At 67.9% G+C, this 20,803-nt stretch carries 19 protein-coding genes and 1 riboswitch; of the genes, 10 read left to right on the top strand and 9 right to left on the bottom strand.

The window, feature by feature from the left end:
* Positions 1–242 precede the first annotated feature (242 nt).
* Positions 243–1,460: an NADP-dependent isocitrate dehydrogenase gene (locus tag ACWCPQ_RS29065; protein WP_449904782.1), complete on the bottom strand. Its 1,218-nt coding sequence runs from the start codon at positions 1,458–1,460 to the stop codon at positions 243–245.
* Positions 1,461–1,735: 275 nt separating this feature from the next.
* Positions 1,736–1,846, top strand: a riboswitch (SAM riboswitch).
* 248 nt (positions 1,847–2,094) lie between these two features.
* On the opposite strand from ACWCPQ_RS29065, the gene metX reads away from it, so the two are divergent.
* A complete protein-coding gene (gene metX / locus ACWCPQ_RS29060) occupies positions 2,095–3,240 on the top strand; it encodes a homoserine O-acetyltransferase MetX (protein ID WP_449904780.1) in 1,146 nt (381 codons plus the stop codon).
* 26 nt (positions 3,241–3,266) lie between these two features.
* On the opposite strand, the gene ACWCPQ_RS29055 is transcribed toward metX, so the two are convergent.
* The 3 genes from ACWCPQ_RS29055 to ACWCPQ_RS29045 all read right to left on the bottom strand — a co-directional run bounded on the left by ACWCPQ_RS29055 (position 3,267) and on the right by ACWCPQ_RS29045 (position 5,053).
* Positions 3,267–3,512 carry a DUF3017 domain-containing protein gene (locus ACWCPQ_RS29055; RefSeq protein WP_449904803.1) on the bottom strand — a complete coding sequence of 82 codons (246 nt, stop codon included), beginning with the start codon at positions 3,510–3,512 and terminating at the stop codon, positions 3,267–3,269.
* Positions 3,513–3,620: 108 nt separating this feature from the next.
* The gene (locus ACWCPQ_RS29050; protein WP_449904778.1) at positions 3,621–4,685 is read right to left on the bottom strand and encodes a DUF6745 domain-containing protein; all 1,065 of its coding nucleotides are present in this window, start codon (positions 4,683–4,685) and stop codon (positions 3,621–3,623) included.
* A gap of 41 nt (positions 4,686–4,726) precedes the next feature.
* On the bottom strand, positions 4,727–5,053 hold the full coding sequence (locus tag ACWCPQ_RS29045) for a hypothetical protein (protein WP_449904776.1): 327 nt from the start codon (positions 5,051–5,053) through the stop codon (positions 4,727–4,729).
* A gap of 481 nt (positions 5,054–5,534) precedes the next feature.
* Between ACWCPQ_RS29045 and ACWCPQ_RS29040 the strand changes: the two genes are divergently transcribed.
* The 6 genes from ACWCPQ_RS29040 (at position 5,535) to ACWCPQ_RS29015 (ending at position 11,546) form a co-directional block, all read left to right on the top strand.
* A complete protein-coding gene (locus ACWCPQ_RS29040) occupies positions 5,535–6,194 on the top strand; it encodes a hypothetical protein (RefSeq protein WP_449904774.1) in 660 nt (219 codons plus the stop codon).
* Between the two features lie 88 nt (positions 6,195–6,282).
* Entirely contained in the window at positions 6,283–7,266 is a 984-nt protein-coding gene (locus ACWCPQ_RS29035; RefSeq protein WP_449904772.1) for an STM4015 family protein, read from the top strand.
* Positions 7,263–8,408, top strand: coding sequence for an STM4014 family protein (locus ACWCPQ_RS29030; RefSeq protein ID WP_449904770.1), 1,146 nt, complete (start codon positions 7,263–7,265; stop codon positions 8,406–8,408). The genes ACWCPQ_RS29035 and ACWCPQ_RS29030 overlap by 4 nt, the downstream gene beginning before the upstream one ends.
* Position 8,409: 1 nt before the next feature.
* Positions 8,410–9,252 (top strand): STM4013/SEN3800 family hydrolase, encoded by an 843-nt coding sequence (locus ACWCPQ_RS29025; protein ID WP_449904769.1) that lies wholly within the window; start codon positions 8,410–8,412, stop codon positions 9,250–9,252.
* The gene (locus tag ACWCPQ_RS29020) at positions 9,249–10,589 is read left to right on the top strand and encodes an STM4012 family radical SAM protein (RefSeq protein WP_449904767.1); all 1,341 of its coding nucleotides are present in this window, start codon (positions 9,249–9,251) and stop codon (positions 10,587–10,589) included. Before ACWCPQ_RS29025 ends, ACWCPQ_RS29020 begins: the two co-directional genes overlap by 4 nt.
* A gap of 6 nt (positions 10,590–10,595) precedes the next feature.
* Positions 10,596–11,546 carry an STM4011 family radical SAM protein gene (locus ACWCPQ_RS29015; protein ID WP_449904765.1) on the top strand — a complete coding sequence of 317 codons (951 nt, stop codon included), beginning with the start codon at positions 10,596–10,598 and terminating at the stop codon, positions 11,544–11,546.
* Positions 11,547–11,596: 50 nt separating this feature from the next.
* On the opposite strand, the gene cycA is transcribed toward ACWCPQ_RS29015, so the two are convergent.
* The gene (gene cycA, locus ACWCPQ_RS29010) at positions 11,597–13,078 is read right to left on the bottom strand and encodes a D-serine/D-alanine/glycine transporter (RefSeq protein ID WP_449904763.1); all 1,482 of its coding nucleotides are present in this window, start codon (positions 13,076–13,078) and stop codon (positions 11,597–11,599) included.
* Positions 13,079–13,381: 303 nt separating this feature from the next.
* Here cycA and ACWCPQ_RS29005 point away from each other — a divergent pair, with 303 nt between their 5' ends.
* Positions 13,382–13,846, top strand: coding sequence for a tRNA (cytidine(34)-2'-O)-methyltransferase (locus ACWCPQ_RS29005; protein WP_449904761.1), 465 nt, complete (start codon positions 13,382–13,384; stop codon positions 13,844–13,846).
* On the opposite strand, the gene ACWCPQ_RS29000 is transcribed toward ACWCPQ_RS29005, so the two are convergent.
* Positions 13,819–14,091, bottom strand: coding sequence for a DUF167 domain-containing protein (locus tag ACWCPQ_RS29000; protein WP_449904759.1), 273 nt, complete (start codon positions 14,089–14,091; stop codon positions 13,819–13,821). The two genes, ACWCPQ_RS29005 and ACWCPQ_RS29000, sit on opposite strands and share 28 nt — an antisense overlap.
* Before the next feature lie 4 nt (positions 14,092–14,095).
* Positions 14,096–15,244: a DUF4349 domain-containing protein gene (locus ACWCPQ_RS28995; RefSeq protein WP_449904757.1), complete on the bottom strand. Its 1,149-nt coding sequence runs from the start codon at positions 15,242–15,244 to the stop codon at positions 14,096–14,098.
* A gap of 198 nt (positions 15,245–15,442) precedes the next feature.
* On the opposite strand from ACWCPQ_RS28995, the gene ACWCPQ_RS28990 reads away from it, so the two are divergent.
* Positions 15,443–15,754: a hypothetical protein gene (locus ACWCPQ_RS28990; protein ID WP_449904755.1), complete on the top strand. Its 312-nt coding sequence runs from the start codon at positions 15,443–15,445 to the stop codon at positions 15,752–15,754.
* Between the two features lie 83 nt (positions 15,755–15,837).
* Here ACWCPQ_RS28990 and ACWCPQ_RS28985 read toward each other — a convergent pair whose 3' ends face one another.
* Both ACWCPQ_RS28985 and ACWCPQ_RS28980 read right to left on the bottom strand, forming a co-directional pair.
* Positions 15,838–19,164, bottom strand: a complete 3,327-nt coding sequence (locus tag ACWCPQ_RS28985) for an error-prone DNA polymerase (protein WP_449904753.1) — start codon at positions 19,162–19,164, stop codon at positions 15,838–15,840.
* An 8-nt stretch (positions 19,165–19,172) separates the two neighbouring features.
* Positions 19,173–19,625, bottom strand: a complete 453-nt coding sequence (locus ACWCPQ_RS28980) for a hypothetical protein (RefSeq protein ID WP_449904751.1) — start codon at positions 19,623–19,625, stop codon at positions 19,173–19,175.
* 135 nt (positions 19,626–19,760) lie between these two features.
* On the opposite strand from ACWCPQ_RS28980, the gene ACWCPQ_RS28975 reads away from it, so the two are divergent.
* Positions 19,761–20,798, top strand: a complete 1,038-nt coding sequence (locus ACWCPQ_RS28975; protein ID WP_449904749.1) for an SDR family NAD(P)-dependent oxidoreductase — start codon at positions 19,761–19,763, stop codon at positions 20,796–20,798.
* Positions 20,799–20,803: the final 5 nt, after the last annotated feature.

The following is a 20,803-nucleotide window of genomic DNA, read 5'->3' as shown; positions in this document are numbered from 1 at the left end:
CCGGCTACTCCCTCGATCCGGCGCAGCCGATCACGGTCGACTGAACAGAGGCCCCCGGCGCCACCCGCCCCGGCCGGAAGAGCCACGCTCCCGGCGGGGTCGGAGCGGCCGGCGGCGAACTCCCCGGAACAGCACAAAGGTCCCGCCGCCGGTCCTCGAAGCACATACCGCACCTCGTAGGGCTGACAGCGAGACCTCACGGCATCGATTCCCCGGCGCCGCAAACGACGCCGATCGACACCTCAGCGCAGCGCGCGGGCCAGGTTGGCGTCCAGTGCCGCCAGGAACTCCTCGGTGGTCAGGTAGCCCTGATCCCCACCGACCAGCGCCGCGAGGTCCTTGGTCATCTGCCCGCCCTCGACGGTCTTGATGACGACGTCCTCGAGGGTCTGCGCGAAACCGATCACCTCGGGGGTGTTGTCCAGCTTGCCCCGATGCTCCAGGCCGCGGGTCCAGGCGAAGATCGACGCGATCGGATTGGTCGAGGTCGGCTTGCCCTGCTGGTGCTGGCGGTAGTGCCGGGTGACCGTGCCGTGCGCGGCCTCGGCCTCACAGGTCTGCCCGTCCGGGGTCAGCAGTACGGAGGTCATCAGACCGAGCGAGCCGAAGCCCTGCGCGACGGTATCGGACTGCACGTCGCCGTCGTAGTTCTTGCAGGCCCAGACGTAACCGCCCTCCCATTTCATGGAGGAGGCGACCATATCGTCGATCAGCCGGTGCTCGTAGGTGAGGCCGGCCGCCTCGAACTGGCTCTTGAACTCGGCCTCGAACACTTCCTCGAAGGTGTCCTTGAACATGCCGTCGTAGGCCTTGAGGATGGTGTTCTTGGTCGACATGTAGACCGGGTAGTTCTGCTGCAGCCCGTAGTTGAAGGAGGCGCGCGCAAAATCCTCGATGGACTTCTTGAAGTTGTACATACCCATGACGACGCCGCCGTCCTCGGGCATCTGCACCACTTCGTGCACGATGGGTTCGCTGCCGTCCTCCGGGGTGAAGGTGAGGGTGACGGTGCCGGCCTGGAAGACCTTGAAGTCGGTGGCGCGGTACTGGTCGCCGAATGCGTGGCGGCCGATGATGATCGGCTTGGTCCAGCCCGGGACCAGGCGCGGAACATTGGAGATGATGATCGGCGCGCGGAAGATGGTGCCGCCGAGGATGTTGCGGATGGTGCCGTTCGGCGAACGCCACATCTTCTTGAGGCCGAACTCCTCGACCCGGGCCTCGTCGGGGGTGATCGTCGCGCATTTCACGCCCACACCGTGCTGTTTGATGGCGTTGGCGGCATCCACGGTGACCTGGTCGTCGGTCTTGTCGCGGTACTCGATGCCGAGGTCGTAGTACTCGAGGTTCACGTCGAGGTACGGGTGGATCAGCTTGTCCTTGATGAACTGCCAGATGATCCGCGTCATCTCGTCGCCGTCGAGTTCGACGACGGTGCCTTCAACCTTGATCTTGGACATGGATCTTCGTGTCCTCCTAAGACTGGTGCCCTCATTGCACGGCCAGGCGAACACGCTTGTGAGCGGACCCCAGCTGTTCAACAGACAACGTATACATCCCGCGTTGTCCACGAGACGTCTGGTGTAACCAAGACGAGCGTACTGCTAGTGGTTGTCTCACGGTGCAGCCAGCCCCGGTCGTGAGATCTCACATGGGTGAATCGCACCACAAGATTACCCGGTGGGCCCGTATGCCGATTTCGATCCGTATCGGCGCCCGGCTACCATATTCGGCAGGTCATGAGCGCCAGCGCCAAGCCCCGGCTCGCTGGCCGGCAACCCTCCTGCTGCGGTGGGGTGCTCCGGGTGATGACCGGGCTTCCGAGAGCCGGGAGCAAGCGCACGTCAGGAGGTTGTCGATTTGTGCCGGTGCTGGTCGCGTTGATAGCGGCGTTCTCACGATTCGACGAGAAATCCCCCATTTTCTGGAGCACGATATGACCGATCACAGCTTCGCCGCTGCGACCGTTGCCGGAGCGACCCGCCGGACACGGTCGGTCGCATTCGGCGTCCTCGGCACCCGTACCCCCGGCCCCACGGCGGCCATTCATACGTTCCGGACATCACCGGCCATCGGTTCCGCGGAAGTCCGCGCGTGAAGGTGAGTACCGAACCGACCACGGCGCGGCCCGTGGCCCAGTTGCCGCCGGCCGACGGCACCCTCGGCCATATCGATATCGGCGAACTCACCCTGGAGAGCGGCGCCCGGTTGCCACAGGTCCGGTTGGCCGTGCAGCGCTGGGGTGAGCTGTCTCCGGCCATGGACAACATCGTGCTCATCGAGCACGCGCTCACCGGCGACTCCCATGTCGCGGGTGAGCCCACCGCCGCACATCCACAGGCCGGATGGTGGAACGGGATGGTCGGCCCCGGCGCGCCGATCGATACCGACGAATGGTGCGTCGTCGCCACCAATGTGCTGGGTGGCTGCCAGGGCAGCACCGGTCCGGCCTCGCTCGCATCCGACGGCGCGCCGTGGGGTTCGCGTTTCCCGGAGATCTCCATCCGGGATCAGGTGACCGCGGAGCTGAAACTGTTCGATCTGCTGGGTGTGCCCCGGCTGGCCGCGGCCGTCGGCGGGTCGATGGGCGGTATGCGCGTCCTCGAATGGATGCTGCTGGCGCCGGAACGCCTGGCCGCCGCGCTCATCCTCGCGGTGGGCCCACGCGCCACGGCCGACCAGATCGGCACCCAGAGCACCCAGATCGCGGCCATCACCGGCGACCCGGACTGGCAGGGCGGCGACTATCACGGCACCGGTCGCGCACCGATGGCCGGTATGGGTATCGCACGCCGGATCGCGCACCTCACCTACCGCACCGAGGTCGAGCTGGACAGCCGGTTCGCGAACAGCGCGCAGGAGGGTGAGGATCCGCGCAACGGTGGTCGCTACGCGGTGCAGAGCTACCTCGAGTACCAGGCCGAGAAGCTGGGGCGGCGTTTCGACCCGGCAACGTACGTACTGCTGAGCGAGGCGATGAACCGGCACGATATCGGCCGCGGCCGCGGCGGTATCGAGGCCGCGATGGCCGCCACCGAGGTGCCGTGCATCGTCGGCGGTATCGATTCCGACCGGCTGTACCCCCTGCACACGCAACAGGAACTGGCCGACGGGCTGCCCGGTTGCCGACATTTCGAGGTCATCAACTCCCGCGACGGCCACGACGCCTTTCTCACCGAAGCGGCGGCCATCGGCAAACTGCTGGTCCAGACGATGAACCTGGCGCGCGCCGGACGCTGATTCCCGGTCGGTCCGGACGGGACCGGTCAGCCCACGCCCAGGGTGTTGATGGTCGCGGCGAGGAAGACGATCGCACCGCCCAGCAACGTCAGCGCACCCACATCGAACGGTTTGCTGCGGACGGCCAGCAGACCGACCCGAACCGTCGGCAGGCACAACCGGAACGCGGCCGCGATGAGGGCGGCACCACCGAAGAAGAAGGCGCCACGCCGCCAGCGATCCTGCGCGACGAACACCACGGCGATCAGCGCCACCACAGCAACCACGACCATCGGCAGATGACAGCGGAGGAAACCGGCCCAACGGTTGCCGGTGCCGGGATCGTCGTCGGTTCCAGTCGCGGCGTCGGTCACGAGGGCGATTGTTCCAGATCCGGTGGGTCAGGTCTGCACGAGCGGTTCGTAGTCCGCTTCGGTGACGCCGAACGTCCAGGAGACACCCTCTCGAGCGGTCCGCGTGGTCGGCGGTACCCGCAGCCAGTAGGTGCGACTGGCGCCGTCGGGTTCGGGCGTCGAATTCACCACCTCGACCATCACCACATCCTCGTCATCGGCCAGCGGGATCCGCCACAGGATTCCGGTCTCGTCGCGCTGCACGGGTTCGGCACCGGATTCCGACAGGTACCGGTCGTATCCGTAGAACTCGAGCATCACCCGGCGCAACTCCGCGTTCTCCTCGCCGCGGATCCGGTCCGGGGTGAGCGAAGCGAGCTCGGCGAGGAATTCACCGGGCACCGGCATGCCCCGCCACGCGTAGAGTGCGAACTCGTCGGAGTAACCCACTGCCGGGCCGTCGGCTCGGTCCAGGCGGCCGGCTTCGTCGCGATACAGCGCCGTGGGTCGTTCACTGATGACGACGAGGTTCTCGTACGGCCACCACCATCCCGCCTCGCGCGCCACCGCGGCCAGCCCTTCCAGCGGTGTACCCGCGCCGGTATCGAAGGCACACAACCAGGCCGCGTCGTGCTGTCCCAGCACCGCGTCCAACAACAACAGCCGCGCCCGGATCTCCGCCTGCTCCGCCTGCTCCGCCTGCTCCGCGAGCCCCGGTTCGTCGGCCGGTGCCGCCGAACCGGGGGCGATCGCGGCGACCACACCGTCCCGGATCCGGCCCACCACGGGTTCGATCAGTTCCCAGAGCCCCGCTCCGGTGGACTGCCAGTGCCCGGCGAATTCACGGGCGCCCAGTTCGGTGTGCAGACGGTCGCGCTCGGTGGCCCAGGGGGTGCTGCGCACCCGCTCCCGCACCGAGGCACCGGCCTCGCGCGACAGTTCCGCCGCCGACAGCATGCGCACCGCCGCCAACGGCGAACGGGCCCAGAGGATCCGCTCGGGTGCGCGCAGACCGGCCCGTTCGTAGGCGAGCCGCACCCCTCGTTCGGCGGCTGCCCGGTCGCCCGGGCCGGTCACGGCGGCGAGAGCCCGCCATTCGGCCAATTCGCTCACAGTTCGATCGGTCCTGTCTTCTCGTCGTTCCACCGGCCGGGTCAGTCCGCGACGATGCGTACCGAGCCGGGTACGTACTCGCGCTGGCGGACCACGCGGTACCACCCTTTCGGCAGGGTGATCGCGGAATGTTCCTCGTGCACGAGGCGGCCGCCCTCGGGCAGATGCAGAACCATGGTGTGCGAGCGGTGCGGTTCGGGGTACAGGGTGCCCGGCGCGGCGACAGCGTGGGCGTGCCCGGTCACCTCACCGAGCGCGAGCACCATCCGGCCCCGGGCATCCCGGCGGGCCGGCTGCCACGCCGCCGCGGCCTCGGACACCTCGTTCTCGGCGACCCCGACGATCAGGACATCTCCCTGGCGATACATGTGATTTCCTCCCGTTACGGCAATCTCGTGCCGTGCTGCCGGGAACATAACGCCGCACACCGACAGGTTCGGGGCCGGCGGCCTCGCGCGCCCGGGAGCCTGCACCGCTCGTTCCCGACCGGTCACCCACCGCTGATAGAACCTTCTCGTTGTCGCTACGCCCCGGAGGACGTCATGGCAATCGGAAAGCATCTCGCGGAACTCGGCGGCCTGCCCGCGTTCGATTTTCCGCACGCGGCGGGTACACCGCGGTCCGAGCTACCCGCGGCGGACGCGGTGGCCTGGCGGATCAGCGTCGGCTCCTGGACGAGTAGGCACAGTTGGGCCGAGGTGTTCGCCGCCTTCCTGGACACAGTGGACAGCCACCGGGTGAGCGCGTTGATCGTCGGTCACTGGGTGACCCGGGCCGCGCATCCGCACAGCGGTGGCGAACCGGTGATCGAGGCGATCGCGGCGGCGGCCGACCGGCTGCCGGAACTGCGTGCGCTCTTCCACGGCGATATCACCTCGGAGGAGAACGAGATCTCCTGGATCCGGCCCGGCCGGCGAACTGCTGAACGCCTTTCCCGCACTTCGAGAATTCGGTATCCGCGGCAGCGACGGCCTGGCGTTCGAGCCGACAGCCCACCACTGCCTGGAATCGCTCACGGTCCAGTCGGGCGGGACGTCGCGCGCCGTGCTGCGCGGTATCGCCGCGAGCGATCTCCCGGCCCTGCGAAGCCTGGACTTGTGGCTGGGGACAGGTGAGTACGGCGGCGACGGCGAGATCGCCGACCTCGCGCCGATACTGTCCGGGGACCGGCTGCCCGCGCTACGGCATCTGGGCCTGCGCAACAGCGAGATCCAGGACGATATCTGCGCCGCGCTCGCCGCGGCGGCGGTGCTCGCCCGGCTGGAAACCCTGGATCTGTCGATGGGCGTGCTCACCGATACCGGGGCGTCGGCTCTGCTCGGTGGGCAACCGCTCACCCACCTGAAACGGCTGGACCTGCACTACAACTACCTCAGCGAAGCGATCCGCGACCGGCTGCGGAGCACGCTGGAACCGGCGGGAGTGGATCTGGATCTGGGCCCCGGCGACGCCGAGGACGATGTCGAGGACGACGGGTCGGTATGGCGTTTCGTCTCCTGCGGTGAATGAGCGGCGCACACACTGCGCGTGTGTCGGCCGGTCTTGGTAGAACCATCGCGACACCCGGGGAGGGCCCGGCCGCGGAAAGGCACACTCGATGATCAACGACGACCACCTGTCCGAATTCGGCGGCCTGCCGGTATTCGACTTTCCCGAGCGCCTCGCCGAACCGGAACACGCCGATACCGCGAGTTTCGACCATCCCGCGGTGGAATCGGTGGCCTGGCGGGTGGGCCGGATCGGCTGGGATTCGGAAGTCTCCTGGACGGATCTGTTCGACCGGTTCCTCGAACTCGTGGACACCACCCGGATCCGCGCGTTCGTGGTCGGGTCCTGGGTCGATATCGAAGAGGACCCGGAGGAACCGGTGAACGCGGTACTGGAACGACTGGTGGCCGCCCGCGACCGGTTCCCGGCGTTGCGCGCACTGTTCCTCGGCGATATCACCCAGGAGGAGAACGAGATCTCCTGGATCTATCAGGGACAGCTCACCGGTCTGTTGAACGCATTCCCCGAACTCACCGAGATCGTGGTCCGGGGTTCGGAACAGCTGAGTTTCCCGGCCGTACGGCACGAGCGGCTGAAGAAGCTCACCATCCAGACCGGCGGCCTACCGGCGACCGTGGTACGCGAGCTGGCGGCCGGCGACTTCCCGGCCCTCACCCACCTGGAACTGTGGCTGGGGACACCCAACTACCACGGAGATGCCGAGATCGCCGACCTCGCACCGATCCTCGCGGGCGACCGCCTCCCGGCGCTGCGTCATCTGGGCCTGCGCAACAGCGAGATCCAGGACGAGGTGTGCGCCGCGCTGGCCGCCGCGCCGGTGGTGGCCCGGCTGGAGAGCCTGGACCTATCCCTGGGGATCCTCACCGATACGGGGGCCGCCGCACTGCTCGGCGGGCAACCGCTCACCCATCTGAAACGGCTGGACCTGCACTACAACTACCTCAGCCCCGAGATCCGGGAGCGGTTGCGCGAGACCCTGTCCCCGAAGGTGGAACTGGACCTGGACACCGGGGGTGCCGAGACCCATTCCTACGAAGGCGAAGTGTGGCGCTACGTCTCGATCGGCGAATGACCCCGCTGTCTCCGGCGCATTCGGGCGGGTACCGCTGGGTGGTGGTCGGTAACGGCGAGAACCGGCGGGTCCGGTTGTTCCGGGCGGCGGCCACAGCGGCCGGGCTGCCCACACCGCGGGTGGTGGAATGGCTCGATGTGCTGCGCGACGGCGGGCACCACTTCGCCGACGACGAACTGGTACGGCTGGATTCGCCCGGCGAACACAGCGAAGTGGATCGCGTCCTGCGCGGAGTCACCGATCCGACCCGGGTGGAGGGCACCGCGCGCTGGTACACCGGTTTCGGTGCGGCGGTCGCATCGCTGCGCGGGGGCTGCCGGCTGGACGATCCGGCGGAGCTCGCCGTGCTCTTCGACAAACGACTGTGTCATGCGCGGCTCACCGCCGCGGGGGTCGCCGTGCCGGCCTCGCCGACCTCGGGCCCGGTCGCGCCGATACGCGATTGGGGCGATCTGCGGGCACGGATGCGGGCTGCCGGGCTGGCACGCGCGTTCGTCAAGATCGCGCACGGGTCCTCGGCTTCCGGCGTCCTCGCCCTGGAAACCCATCCGGCCGGCCGGATTCGCGCCACCACGTCGGTCGAGGTGACACCGTCGGGCGCCCTGCACAATTCGCTACGGGTCCGCCGCTATCACACCGAATCCGAGATCGCCGCGATCGTCGACCGGCTCGCCCCCGACGGGCTGCACATCGAACAGTGGGTGCCGAAATCCTCACTTCAGGGCAGACCTTGTGATCTGCGGATTCTGGTCGTCGCCGGCCGGGCGACACATCTGGTGGCACGGCGGTCGACGATGCCCATCACCAATCTGCATCTCGGTGGTGAGCGCGGCGACCCGGACGCCGTGCGCGCCGCGGCGGGCGAGCACTGGACGCGGGCACTGGAACTGGCGGAACGAGCAGCCGCCTGTTTTCCCCGCACCATGTGTGTAGGAGTGGACCTGCTGCCCACCACACACTGGCGGGAATTCGTGATCGGGGAGGTGAACGCGTTCGGCGATCTGCTGCCCCGGATCACCGGTCTGCCCGGTTCACCCGCGGCGGGAGCGGACACCTACACGGCGCAGATCGCGGCCGCCCCGCGCTGGTACGGTGCGGTGCGCACCGCATTCGCACCGGAGGACGAGCATGTACCGGCCTGATATGAACGAGGTGGTCGGCCGGGACGATCTGCTCCTGCTCACCCTGGACACCTTGCGTTACGACGTCGCGGTGGCCGAGACCGCGGCGGGCCGCTTGCCGAATCTCACGGCGGCGCTGCCCGGCGGTGTGTGGGAGCAACGCCACGCCCCGGGCAGCTTCACCTATGCGTCGCATCAGGCGATATTCGCCGGGTTCCTGCCCACCCCCGCCGCGCCCGGTCCACATCCGCGCTTGTTCGCCGCCCGGTTCGCCGGCAGCGAAACGACTGCCCCCGACACCTTCGTCTTCGACGAGCCCGATCTGCCCACCGCGCTGACGGCACTCGGCCATCGGACGGTATGCGTCGGCGGGGTCGGTTTCTTCAACAACCAGGGCGCGCTGGGCAGCACCCTGCCCGGCCTGTTCGCCGAGAGCCATTGGGAGCCGGACTTCTCGGTCGCTTCACCCGTCTCGTTCGAAGCGCAGGTGGCCTACGCCCGCCGGGTGATCGCCGAAACCCCCGATACGCAGCGGCTCTTCCTTTTCCTCAATGTGTCGGCGCTGCATCAGCCCAACTGGTTCCATCTGCCCGGCGCCACCCGGGAATCCGGTGACACCCGGGAATCGCATGCCGCGGCGCTGCGCTATGTGGACCGCCATATTCCGGACCTGTTCGATGCCCTGCGCGCCCGCGGCCGCTGTTTCGCCATCGTCTGTTCCGATCACGGCACCGCTTACGGCGAGGACGGCTACACCGGGCACCGCCTCGGGCACGAATCGGTGTGGACCGTGCCCTACGCCCACTTCTTCCTGGAACCGCACCCGGACGGCCGCCCGCCCGAAAGCTCCGAGGACCACGTATGACCCACGCCCACATCCGATTACCGCGGCCCTATCAGAGTTACGTCTACGCCTATCCGCACAAGACGGCCTATCGCCCGCTGGAACCACCCCCCGCACTGCGCGATATCTGGTCCGGTGAGCCGCGCGATCCGCTCTCGCTCTATCTACACATCCCGTTCTGCGAGATACGCTGCGGTTTCTGCAATCTGTTCACCCGGGTCGGCGCCCCGGGCGACCTCACCACCCGCTATCTGGACGCTCTCACCCGGCAGGCCGAAGCCGTGCGCACGAGCCTCGGTGACGAAGCGCGCCCGCGTTTCGCCAACGCCGCCTTCGGCGGTGGTACCCCCACTTTCCTGGACCCCGGCGAACTCACCCGGCTCTGCGATATCGCCGAGAACATCATGGGCGCCGACCTACCGACCATCGGGTTCTCGGTCGAGACCTCCCCCGCCACGGCCACCGCCGACCGGTTGGCGGTGCTCGCCGAACGCGGTGCCACCCGGATCAGTCTCGGCGTGCAGAGTTTCGACGAGAACGAATCGCGGGCGGCCGTACGGCCGCAGCGCCGCGCCGATGTGGAGGCCGCGCTCGGCCGGATCCGCGCGAGCGCCGTCGATGTCCTCAATATCGACCTGATCTACGGTATCGACGGGCAGACGCCCGCGAGCTGGCGTTCTTCCCTGGACGCGGCCCTGGCCTGGCGGCCCGAGGAGATCTACCTCTACCCCCTGTACGTCCGCCCGCTGACGGGTCTGTCCCGGCGGGACCGGGTCGCGGCGGATCTGGCCTGGGACGATCAGCGTTTGCTGCTGTACCGCGCGGGCCGCGATCATCTGCTGGCCCGCGGCTACGAGCAACGGTCCCTGCGGATGTTCCGTCGTCGTGACGCGGCCACGCCGGGGCCCGATGACTACTCCTGCCAGACCGACGGCATGATCGGCCTGGGTTGTGGTGCCCGTTCCTATACGCGGGAACTGCACTACTCGTTCGATTACGCGGTATCGGCGCAAGAGGTCCGCGCGATCATCGACAGCTACACCGCGACCACCGATTTCGATCGGGCTCTCGTCGGCCGCGCCGTCGACGCGGACGAGGCGCGGCGCCGTCACCTGCTCCAATCCATCCTACAGGCCGACGGGCTGCCGGTCGCGGACTACCGCGCCCGTTTCGGCACGGATCCGCACACCGATTTCCCGGTGGAGCTGGAACTACTGGCCGATCGCGGCTGGCTCGACGACACCGATCCCGCACTCTTGCGCCTCTCCCCCGACGGTCTCGCCTACTCCGACGCCATCGGCCCGGAGTTCTTCTCTCCCGCCGTCCGCGCGGCCATGGCCGAATACGAACTGCGGTGATACGCGGTGGATCTCACCCTGCTCTATCGCGGTCCGCTGGCCTCCTGCGATTACGACTGCCCCTACTGTCCGTTCGCCAAACGCCGCGACAGCGGGGCACAACTACGCGCCGACCGGGCGGCGCTCGAACGCTTCACCGAATGGGTGCGGGACCGGCGCGGCGACCGGATCTCGGTGTTGTTCACCCCGTGGGGTGAGGGCCTGGTCCGGTCCTGGTATCGCCGGGCACTGGTCGAACTCTCCCATGAATCCCATGTACGCCGAGTCGCCGTCCAGACCAACCTGAGTTGCCGCACCGAATGGCTCGGCGAGGCCGACCGCGACACCGTCGCCCTGTGGTGCACCTACCATCCCGGGCAGACGCCGTACCACCGCTTCCTCGACAAGACCCGCGCGCTCACCCGGGCCGGTATCCGGTTCAGTGTGGGCGTGGTGGGCCTGCCCGAACATCTCGACGACGCCCGCAGACTACGCGCCGACCTCCCCGAACACGTCTATCTCTGGATCAACGCCGCCGAAGACCACACCTACACCGACCCCGAGGCCGCCCGCTGGACCGCGATCGACCCGCTTTTCCCGTTCAGCAGAGACCCACACCGTTCGCTCGGCCGCGCCTGCCGCACCGGGTCGTCGGTACTTTCGGTCGACGGGGACGGCACCGTACGCCGCTGCCATTTCGTGCAGGAATCCCTGGGCAACCTCTACGACGGTTCCTATCGCGCCGCGCTGGGGCCGCGGCCGTGCCCGCGCCCACTCTGCGATTGCCATATCGGCTACGTCCATCTGGAATCGCTGCCGCTCTACGATATTTTCGCGGGCGGGGTCCTGGAGCGGATACCGACCGCCGAGGCCCGCCGGGAGAGCGTGTTTCTACCCGATCCCACCCACCGCATCGTCTCGGTTCGAAGCCGGGCAACGCATTCGGATCAGGGCACTTCCGCACAGCCCGCGGGATAGGTTCTGGTCACGGGGGCATCCGCGCACAGCGAATGCCCCCGCGGGCCGGATCAGCGCGACGCCGCTGTCTCGGCGAGTACCTTCTCCCGATGCTGTGCACGCAGCTCGGCATGATGCGGGCTGCGGCGGACAACCAGGTAGGCGATGCCCAGCACCACGAACCAGATGGGAGTCACCAGCAGCGCCTGGAGGGTGTCGCTCTCCTGGGTGAGTGCCCAGATCAGGAAGACGAAGAACGCCAGCACGGCGTACACCATCGGAACACCGCCCGGCATCTTGAACGTCGACGCGGCGTGCAGCTGCGGGCGGCGCCGCCGGTACACCAGGTAGCTGGCCAGAATCATCGTCCAGACGAACATGAAGCACAGCGACGAAATGGTGGTGACGACGGTGAACGCCTCCACGATCGACTGGCCGGCGTAGAGCAGCACCACCCCGATCAGCAGGAACGCGCACGAGAACCGCAACGCGTTGGCCGGGACCTTGCGCCGGGACAGCCGCCCGAACAGGGCGGGCGCGTCACCGTCGCCGGCCAGGCCGTACACCATCCGCGAAGTCGAGTAGATCCCCGAGTTGGCGCTGGAGGTGGCGCTGGTCAGCACCACGAAGTTGACCACACTCGCGGCGATCCCGAGCCCGGCCAGCGAGAACATCGCCACAAACGGGCTCTCGTCGGCCGAGACCTGACGCCACGGGGTCACCGCGCAGATCACGATCAGCGCGCCGACGTAGAACAGCAGGACACGTACCGGGATCGAGTTGATCGCCCGGGGCAGGGTGCGGCCGGGATCTTTGGCCTCGGCAGCCGTGGTACCCACCAGTTCGATCCCGACGAAGGCGAATACCGCGATCTGGAATCCGGCCACGAAACCCATGGGCCCGGTCGGGAAGAAACCGCCGTCGTTCCACAGGTTGGCCAGCGAGGCGGTGCTGCCGTTGTCGCCGGTGAAACCGGTGATCACCATGACCAGGCCGGTCACGATCAGGGCGCCGATGGCGATCACCTTGATCAGCGCGAACCAGAACTCGGTTTCACCGAACGCGCGCACGGTCGGCAGGTTGAGCACCAGCAGGACGGCGATACAGACCAGCGCGGGTATCCACAGCGGTAGATCGGCCCACCAGTACGACACGTATCCGGCGATCGCCACCACATCGGCGATACCGGTCACGACCCAGCAGAACCAGTAGGTCCAGCCGGTGAAGAATCCGGCCCACGGGCCGAGCAGGTCACCGGCGAAATCACTGAACGATTTGTACTGCGAGTTCGACAGCAGCAGCTCCCCCATCGCCCGCATGACGAAGAAGAGGAAGAAGCCGATGACCATGTAGACGAGGATCACCGAGGGGCCCGCGAGCGAGATCGTCTTACCCGACCCCATGAAGAGACCGGTGCCGATGGCCCCGCCGATCGCGATCAGCTGGATATGTCGATTCGCCAGCTGGCGACTCAGCTTCTCCGGGCCGCCGCCCGGATCGCTCACTCCGCTCGCGTCGTCACCTGAACCCCCGTGGCCCTGCAGCACGGCCATAATTCTCCCTCCGGAACCAATCGGACAGCCCATTCGACCATCAGCGATGGATTCGTGCAGAGTGGGCAGCCTTTACCGTATGCCGGAGCAGCCTATGGTGTGCTCCGCACCACACCGCCACCGCAGGGGTATTTCCGGTGGCAGAGGCAGGTGCGAGCGCGCCGCACCGATACTCGCGGGTGGCCGGCACCACGGCGGAACTCCACGATTTCCGTTCGGGGCCCCGACCCCGACCGGCCGGGGCGGTGTGGAAGGACGGCTCGATCACCGCCCCGGCGGCCGAACCTGATTGACTGGGCGGCTGTGTTCCGATTGATGTTCCATGAACCTCGCATACCCGGAAATACCGGCAATGCCATCCGGCTGGCGGCCGGAACCGGCAGTGAGCTGCATCTGATCGAACCGCTGGGGTTCGACATGTCGGAGGCGAAACTGCGCCGCGCCGGGCTGGACTACCACGACCTCGCCTCGGTGACGGTGCACCCGGATCTGGTGACCGCGTGGGAGCGGCTGCGGCCCGAGCGGGTATACGCGTTCACCACCCGGGCCACCACCCCGCACACCGAGATCACCTACCGGCCCGGCGACGTGCTGCTCTTCGGCGCGGAACCCTCGGGGTTACCGGCCGAGGTACTCGCCGACGAGCACATCAGCTCCGAGATACGCATTCCCATGCTGCCCGGCCGGCGGTCGATGAACCTGGCCAACGCGGCCGCGGTCGCGGTGTACGAGGCGTGGCGTCAGCACGGATTCCCGGGCGGGGTCTGACCCGGCCGCGCGGATCGGTCGGCGATCTCGAATCGTTTGTGCCGGGATGTCGCTCCGCCGGTGAGCCGGACCGCGCTCTTCGCTACACCGAGATGAGCGGCGAGCAGCTCGGCCGCGGCCCGGTTCGCTTTCCCTTCCACGGCGGGCGCCCGCACCCACAGTTGCAGGGTGCCGTCGGGCAGAGTTGCGACCGACGGACCTTTCCTGCTGTTCGGCGTGATCACCGCGCGCACGGTGGTCGGCACGGTGTCAGTCCCGGCCCTTGTCCGGGTCCTCCGGTTTCGCGGATTCGTCCCCGGTCACCGTGGACTCGCCCGCTGTCGGCACGGACTTCTCCCCGGTCGGCACGGGCTCGGCCGCGACAGCCGCAGTCTGCCCCGCGTTCCCGCCTCCACCGGCCGTGGTCTTCTGCGTACTCTCCGCCGACTCGCCCGAGGCGACCGCGGGCTCGGCGGCAGCTGGTGCGGTTCCGACCGACGTCGTCTTGCTCCCGGCCGCCGTGGCGGCGGCTCGTGGAGCACGCAGCCGGCGGGCCAGTCCGACGAATGCCCCGACGATCGCACCGAGCAGGGCCAGGAAGACCAGCCACGGCAGGACCTGGCCGACGAAGACCACGGCGCCCTTCAGCCAGTCGAACAGCGAGTTCCAGCCGTCCACGATCCCGTCCCGGAAATTGGTGGGTCCGTCGTCACCGGTCGCGGTCACCGTGCTGCTGATATCGACGGTCAAGGCGGACAGCGAGATCTGATCGTCGAGGTAGCGGCGCTGCCCGGTGAGACTGTCGAGTTCGCCCTGCCGGTCCGCGAGCGCCTCCTCGGCGGCGATCAGATCGGCGGTGTTGGCGGCGCGGGCCATCAGATCGCGTAACCGGTCGACCGAGGCCCGCAGCGCGGTGATCCTTGCGTCGAGATCCTGCCATTGCAGAGTGACATCGTCACGGTTGGTGCTGATCTGGGTGATCTCACCCAGATCGCCCAGCCCGTCGATGAACGCGTCGGTATCGGCGGCCGGAATCCGGATGACCAGGTTGACGTGCGGTTCGATACCGTCGGTCCCCGGATTCTCGGTCCGCTGATCCACCCGGCCGTCCAGCTCGCCCACCCGGTCGACGAGCGTCTGCGCCGCCGCCACGGGATCATCGGCGGTCAGGTCCACCGTCCCGGTGATGACCTCTTTGCGATCGGCGGCCTGGTCGGGAGCGTCCTGCGCAGGTGCGGGAGCCTGCTCCCGGCTCGGTGCCTTCTGAACCCGGATCCCCGGCGCTGTCGCGGGTGCGGGGGCACCGCCCTCGTAGGAAAAGGAGCCTTCCGCCGTACTGGAACGGGAGTCTTCCCCACCACACCCGGCTAGTAGAACGGACCCGCAGACAACCAGCAACAACACGCCGAGCTTTCGCATGCTGGCAGCGTAATGGGCGATTTCGGGATGTGATACCCGAATGGCGGGGCAGCGTGGACGTTCTGGCGCGGGCGTCCGTCGAATGCTCGCGCAGACTCCGGAGCGGAAACCTCACCGCTGTTGGGAAACGAACTGACTTCACACAAGTCGGCGGCTATGTTCATGCGAGAACTCCGAGAGGAAATGATGATCAAACCGATGTCGCCGACTGTCGCGTTGTCCGTGGCCGCAGCCGCGGCCGCACTGTTCTTCCTGCCCGCCGCTCCGGCGCACGCCTCGTCCCCTCAGTGCGCCAAGGCCATCGAGCTGATCAATATCGCGCTCGACTCGAACGGTGGCACTCTCGACCGAGCGACGGCGACGGCACTCTCCGAAAGGTTGGGCGGCCTGGCAGATACCACCCAGGGCCCGGAGAAGGACGCCATCGGCGCCTACGCTCACGCGCTGACGGACGACAGCGTCTCCGACCTCGCCCCCTACACCGACGAACTCAATCGCGCCTGCGCCTGAGGTATCGGGCCGCGCCGTGGGATCCCGGAAGCAGGAAACGGTGTACCGGAGGTACCGAGGCACGGCGACCGGACAACGCCGGACTATCTGAAGTCGCGGGAGCGCGATCCCACACGCAGGTCCAGGCGGCTCAGATGTTCGGCGTAGATACTCACGGCCCCTTCCGCGTTCTGTATCCGCCCGCGGATCAGCAACGCCGGGGAGCTCTGTGCGATGCGGCGGTATCGGGTCCACAGTCCGGCCGAGCACACCACGTTGACCATGCCGGTTTCGTCTTCCAGGTTCAAGAAGGTGACCCCGCCGGCCGTGGCGGGGCGCTGCCGGTGGGTCACCGCACCGCCGACCAGGACCCGGGTGCCGTCGGGGATCGCGAGCAGGCCGGCGGCCGGGATGACGCCGAGTGCGTCGAGACGGGGGCGCAGGAACTGGGTGGGGTAACTGCCCGGCGAGACCCCGGTCGCCCACACGTCGGCGGCGGCGTATTCGAGTTCGCTCATACCGGGCAGGGCGGGTGTAGTGGTGGAGGCGCCGGTCCCGGGTAGGCGGTCGGCTCGTTCTCCGGCTGCCGCACCGGCCGCCCACAGTGCTTCGCGCCGGGAGTATCCCAGGCAGCCGAGCGCACCGGCGGTGGCCAGGGATTCGGCCTGCGGGACAGTCATTTCCACTCGTCCGGTGAGGTCGAGGAAGGAGGTGTAGGGGCCGTCCGCGGCTCGGGCCGCGACGATTCGGTCCGCGAGGTCCGCGCCGATGGATCGGACGGCTGCCAGGCCCAGTCGTATCTCGGTTCCTCGTTGTTCCAGTGTGGCTTCGGCATCGCTGGCATTGATATCCGGTCCGTGTACCGGTACTCCGTGCCGGCGGGCGTCGGCGACCAGTGACTGCGGTGAGTAGAAACCCATCGGCTGCGCGCGCAGCAGTCCGGCGCAGAACGCGGCCGGATAGTGCAGTTTGAACCAGGCGGAGTAGAAGACCAGCGCGGCGAAGCTCTGTGAGTGGCTTTCCGGGAAACCGAAATTCGCGAAAGCACGGAGTTTTTCGTAGATGCGGTCGGCCAGTTCGCCGGTGATTCCGTGCAGATCGCGCATACCCTGGTACAGCCTGCCCCGGAGTTGTTCCATTTTCTCGGGTGACCGTTTCGAGCCCATGGCCCGCCGCAGTCGGTCGGCTTCGGCGGCGGTGAATCCCGCGACGTCCACGGCCATCTGCATGAGTTGTTCCTGGAACAGTGGTACACCGAGCGTGCGTTCGAGTGAATTCCGCAGTGCCTCGTGATCGAAGACGACCTCTTCCAGTCCGTTCTTCCGGCGGATGTAGGGATGGACCGATCCGCCTTGGATCGGGCCGGGCCGGATCAACGCCACCTCGACCACCAGGTCGAAGAACTTTCGCGGTTTCAATCGAGGCAGGGTGGCCATCTGTGCCCGGGACTCCACCTGGAAGACGCCCACCGAATCGGCGCGGCACAGCATGTCGTACACCGCGGGTTCGGTGAGGTCCAGGGCGTGCAGTTCGACCGTGACACCGATATGTTCCCGGACCAGATCGATCATGTAGTGCAGTGCGGAGAGCATGCCCAGTCCCAGCAGATCGAATTTCACCAGACCTGCCGCGGCGCAGTCGTCCTTGTCCCATTGCAGCACGCTGCGACCGGGCATCCGCGCCCATTCCACCGGGCATACATCGGCGATGGGCCGGTCGCAGATCACCATGCCGCCGGAGTGGATACCCAGGTGCCGGGGCAGGCCTTCGATATCGGCGGCCAGTGCCAGTACCGGTTCGGGGATATCGGTCCCGGTCTCCGCTCCGACGCCGGTCCACCGGCTCACCTGTTTGCTCCACGCGTCCTGCTGGCCGGGGGCGAAACCGAGTGCGCGGGCGGCGTCCCGGACGGCGGATTTCCCGCGGTAGGTGATCACATTCGCCACCTGTGCCGCGTTCTCCCGGCCGTACCGACGGTAGACGTACTGGATCGCTTCTTCGCGGCGATCGGATTCGATATCGATATCGATATCCGGGGGGCCGTCGCGTTCGGGGGAGAGGAATCGTTCGAAGAGCAGTTTGTTCGCGACAGGGTCGACATTGGTGATGCCGATGGCGAAGCAGACCGCGGAATTGGCGGCCGAGCCCCGGCCTTGGCACAGAATGTCGTGTTCCTGGCAGAATCGCACGATATCGTGCACGACCAGGAAATACCCCGGGAACCCGAGCCGGTCGATGATCGCGAGTTCGTGTTCGAGCTGCCGGTAGGCGGCCGGGTTCGCGGCGGGTGGCCCGTAGCGATCAGCGGCGCCGCGGCGGGTGAGTTCGCGCAGCCAGGAGTTCTCGTCGTATCCGCCGGGTACATCGAAAGGTGGCAGGCTCGGCGCGATCAAGCGCAGATCGAACGCGCATTCACGGGCCAGCCGGACCGAATTCGGCACGGCTGTCGGGAATTCCGCGTAGAGCCGGGCCATCTCCGCGCCCGAGCGCAGATATCCGCCGCCGGCCGGGGCGAGCCAGCCGGCGATATCGTCGAGGCTGCGCCGGGCGCGGATGGCAGCCAGGGCCGCGGCGCGGTGGCCGCGGTCGGGTGTCGCGAAATGTGCCGCGGTGGTGGCGATCACCGGGACTCCGGCCCGCTCGGCGATCGCGGCCAGTGCGGTATTGCACTCGTCGTCGACGGGTAGACCGTGCCGGGTGAGTTCCACGGTCACCCGATCGGTGCCGAACCGCTCGCACAGTTCCCGCAACGCCGCCTCGGCACGCCGCGGCGGACCGCCCGTGTGCAGGTCCCGTTCCAGTGCCCGCCGGACCCGGCCCTTACGGCAGCCGGTGAGTATCTGCCAGTGCCCACCGGCCGCGGCGGTGAGTGTATCGAGGTCGTAGCGCAGGATCCCTTTCTCCCCGGCCGCCATGTGCGCGGCCGCGAGTTGCCGGGACAGCCGCCGGTATCCTTCTTCGCCACGGGCCAGGACCAGTAGATGTTCACCGTCCGGGTCGGGTTCGCCGGTGCGGGGCGCCGAATCCGTCTGCCGGGAACCGGTTTCCACCAGGGTGAGTTCGGCGCCGTACACCGCGGCGATCCCGTGTTCGGCGGCGGCTTCGGCGAACCGGACCACCCCGTAGTAGCCGTTGTGGTCGGTGAGCGCGATCGCCGAGAGTCCCAGTCGCGCGGCTTCGGCGACCATCTCCTCCGGTTGTGAGGCTCCGTCGAGGAAACTGAAGGCCGAATGCGTATGCAGTTCCGCGTACGGCACCAGCGGACCGGTCGGCGGGGTGATGGAGCCTTCTTCGAGGGAGGTACATGCGGTCCGCGGAGGCCGAAGCGAAGGCGGAGGTATCGCATCGCCGGGGTACTGTCCGGGTTTCGACCGGCCGGACAGTACCCGCTCCATCTCGGCCCAGCTCGGCGGGCCGTTGCTCCATCCCATGCCGCGCGTCAGCAGGCGACCCGTTCGGTGGACTGGGCCTCCAGCAGGATCGCCACATGATCCACACCGGCCCGGATCACCCGCCCGTAGGCATCGTCGGCGAGTACGTTCGCATGTCCGCGTGCCAATGCCAGTTGCATCCGCGCCGCGTCGAAATCGCCTACCAGCCGGTGACTGTCGGCCAGGCTCAGATACAGCGACGGCAGGAATCCGAGTAGTCCTTCGCCGAGTGGAACACCGGGGACGAAGGCCGAGTCGAGCGCCCGGGTGTCCCAGAACAGCGCGTCTTCGGCGGTGTCCTGGACATCCGCCAGATGATGGGCCACCACACTCCGGGACAGCGGTTCCCCGGCCGCCCCGAGTTGATCCCACAGCTGGTGCAGCGCCTGTCGCGCTGCCTCCCGATTCACACCGCCGAGCCGCACCGCGGCATAGATATCCGCCATCCGATCGTCCGTCATGGTTCGAGTATCGCACATACGTTCGAATACAGAGAGTTGAAATCGAACTTGTTTTCGAACACGGAACCGACCCTGGCGCAGCTTCTTACTTTGGAGTAAGTTCGGCCCCGAAAGACCTGCGCAAAGGGGCTGTTCATGAGCGAATCCGGGACCTACCAGGCAGAACACCAACTCGCCGGGCGGCACGTCCTCATCACCGGCGCCTCGTCCGGGATCGGGCGGGCCGCGGCACTGGCGGTTGCGAAGAAGGGCGCGGTGGTATTCCTGCTCGCCCGCCGCGAGGACGAACTCGCCACCGTCGTGGCGGAGATCCGGGCAGCGGGCGGCCGGGCCCACGGCTACCCCTGCGATATCACCGACACCGAGTCGGTCGAAGCGACCCTGGAGAAACTGCTCGGCGAGCACGAACGGGTCGACATGCTGGTGAACAACGCCGGCCGGTCCATCCGCCGGGCCGTCCACCGCTCCACCGACCGGTTACACGACTACGAACGCACCATGGCAGTCAACTACTTCGGCGCGCTGCGACTCACCCTGGCGCTGCTCCCACAGATGCGGGAGCGCGGCTTCGGCCATATCGTCAACATCAGCAGTGCGGGGGTCCAGGTGGCCACCCCGCGGTACTCCGCCTATCTGGCGAGCAAGGCCGCCCTGGACAAGTTCACCGAGGTCGCGGCGGTGGAGACCATGGCCGACGGGGTCACTTTCACCACCATCCACATGCCGCTGGTCCAGACCCCGATGATCGCCCCGTCGGGTGATCAGGGACGGGCCGAATCACCGGAATGGGCTGCCGCGACCATTGTGCGCGCGCTCACCGAACGGCCGCGGCGTATCGATGTACCGATCGGCACCCTCGGCGAATACGGCGCGATGTTCGCGCCGCGGCTGCGCGATCTGGTCCTGCACCGCTACTACCGGATGATCCCCGACTCCCCCGCCGCCCGGGGCGAACCGAACGAACCGGCCACCGCCCCCGCGGACCGGGCACTCCCGGATCCGGCAGCAACCGGTGACACCACCGCGGTCGTGCATCGCATCGACGACCGTCGTCGCCCGTCGCCGGCCCGGGCCCGCCGCGCACCGCTCCCCCGCGCGGGAGCCCGGGTAGCACGGGGCACCGGGACCGCCCTGCGCCGCGCCGCCCGCTGGGTGCCGGGCACCCACTGGTGACCGAT

The organism is Nocardia sp. NPDC001965 (assembly GCF_053594175.1).
Note: the sequence above shows the minus strand (reverse complement) of the source record. Positions and strands in the feature narration are given on the sequence as shown.

Bases quoted from the DNA above. Each gene is read 5' to 3' on its own strand.
- ACWCPQ_RS29020 (WP_449904767.1), top strand. From the start codon at position 9,249: ATGACCCACGCCCACATCCGATTACCGCGGCCCTATCAGAGTTACGTC.
- ACWCPQ_RS29025 (WP_449904769.1), top strand. From the start codon at position 8,410: ATGAACGAGGTGGTCGGCCGGGACGATCTGCTCCTGCTCACCCTGGAC.
- ACWCPQ_RS29055 (WP_449904803.1), bottom strand. From the start codon at position 3,512: ATGGTCGTGGTTGCTGTGGTGGCGCTGATCGCCGTGGTGTTCGTCGCG.
- ACWCPQ_RS29035 (WP_449904772.1), top strand. From the start codon at position 6,283: ATGATCAACGACGACCACCTGTCCGAATTCGGCGGCCTGCCGGTATTC.
- ACWCPQ_RS29030 (WP_449904770.1), top strand. From the start codon at position 7,263: ATGACCCCGCTGTCTCCGGCGCATTCGGGCGGGTACCGCTGGGTGGTG.
- ACWCPQ_RS29065 (WP_449904782.1), bottom strand. From the start codon at position 1,460: ATGTCCAAGATCAAGGTTGAAGGCACCGTCGTCGAACTCGACGGCGAC.
- ACWCPQ_RS29045 (WP_449904776.1), bottom strand. From the start codon at position 5,053: ATGTATCGCCAGGGAGATGTCCTGATCGTCGGGGTCGCCGAGAACGAG.
- ACWCPQ_RS28990 (WP_449904755.1), top strand. From the start codon at position 15,443: ATGTCGCCGACTGTCGCGTTGTCCGTGGCCGCAGCCGCGGCCGCACTG.
- ACWCPQ_RS28995 (WP_449904757.1), bottom strand. From the start codon at position 15,244: ATGCGAAAGCTCGGCGTGTTGTTGCTGGTTGTCTGCGGGTCCGTTCTA.
- ACWCPQ_RS28985 (WP_449904753.1), bottom strand. From the start codon at position 19,164: ATGGGATGGAGCAACGGCCCGCCGAGCTGGGCCGAGATGGAGCGGGTA.
- cycA (WP_449904763.1), bottom strand. From the start codon at position 13,078: ATGGCCGTGCTGCAGGGCCACGGGGGTTCAGGTGACGACGCGAGCGGA.
- ACWCPQ_RS28975 (WP_449904749.1), top strand. From the start codon at position 19,761: ATGAGCGAATCCGGGACCTACCAGGCAGAACACCAACTCGCCGGGCGG.
- ACWCPQ_RS28980 (WP_449904751.1), bottom strand. From the start codon at position 19,625: ATGACGGACGATCGGATGGCGGATATCTATGCCGCGGTGCGGCTCGGC.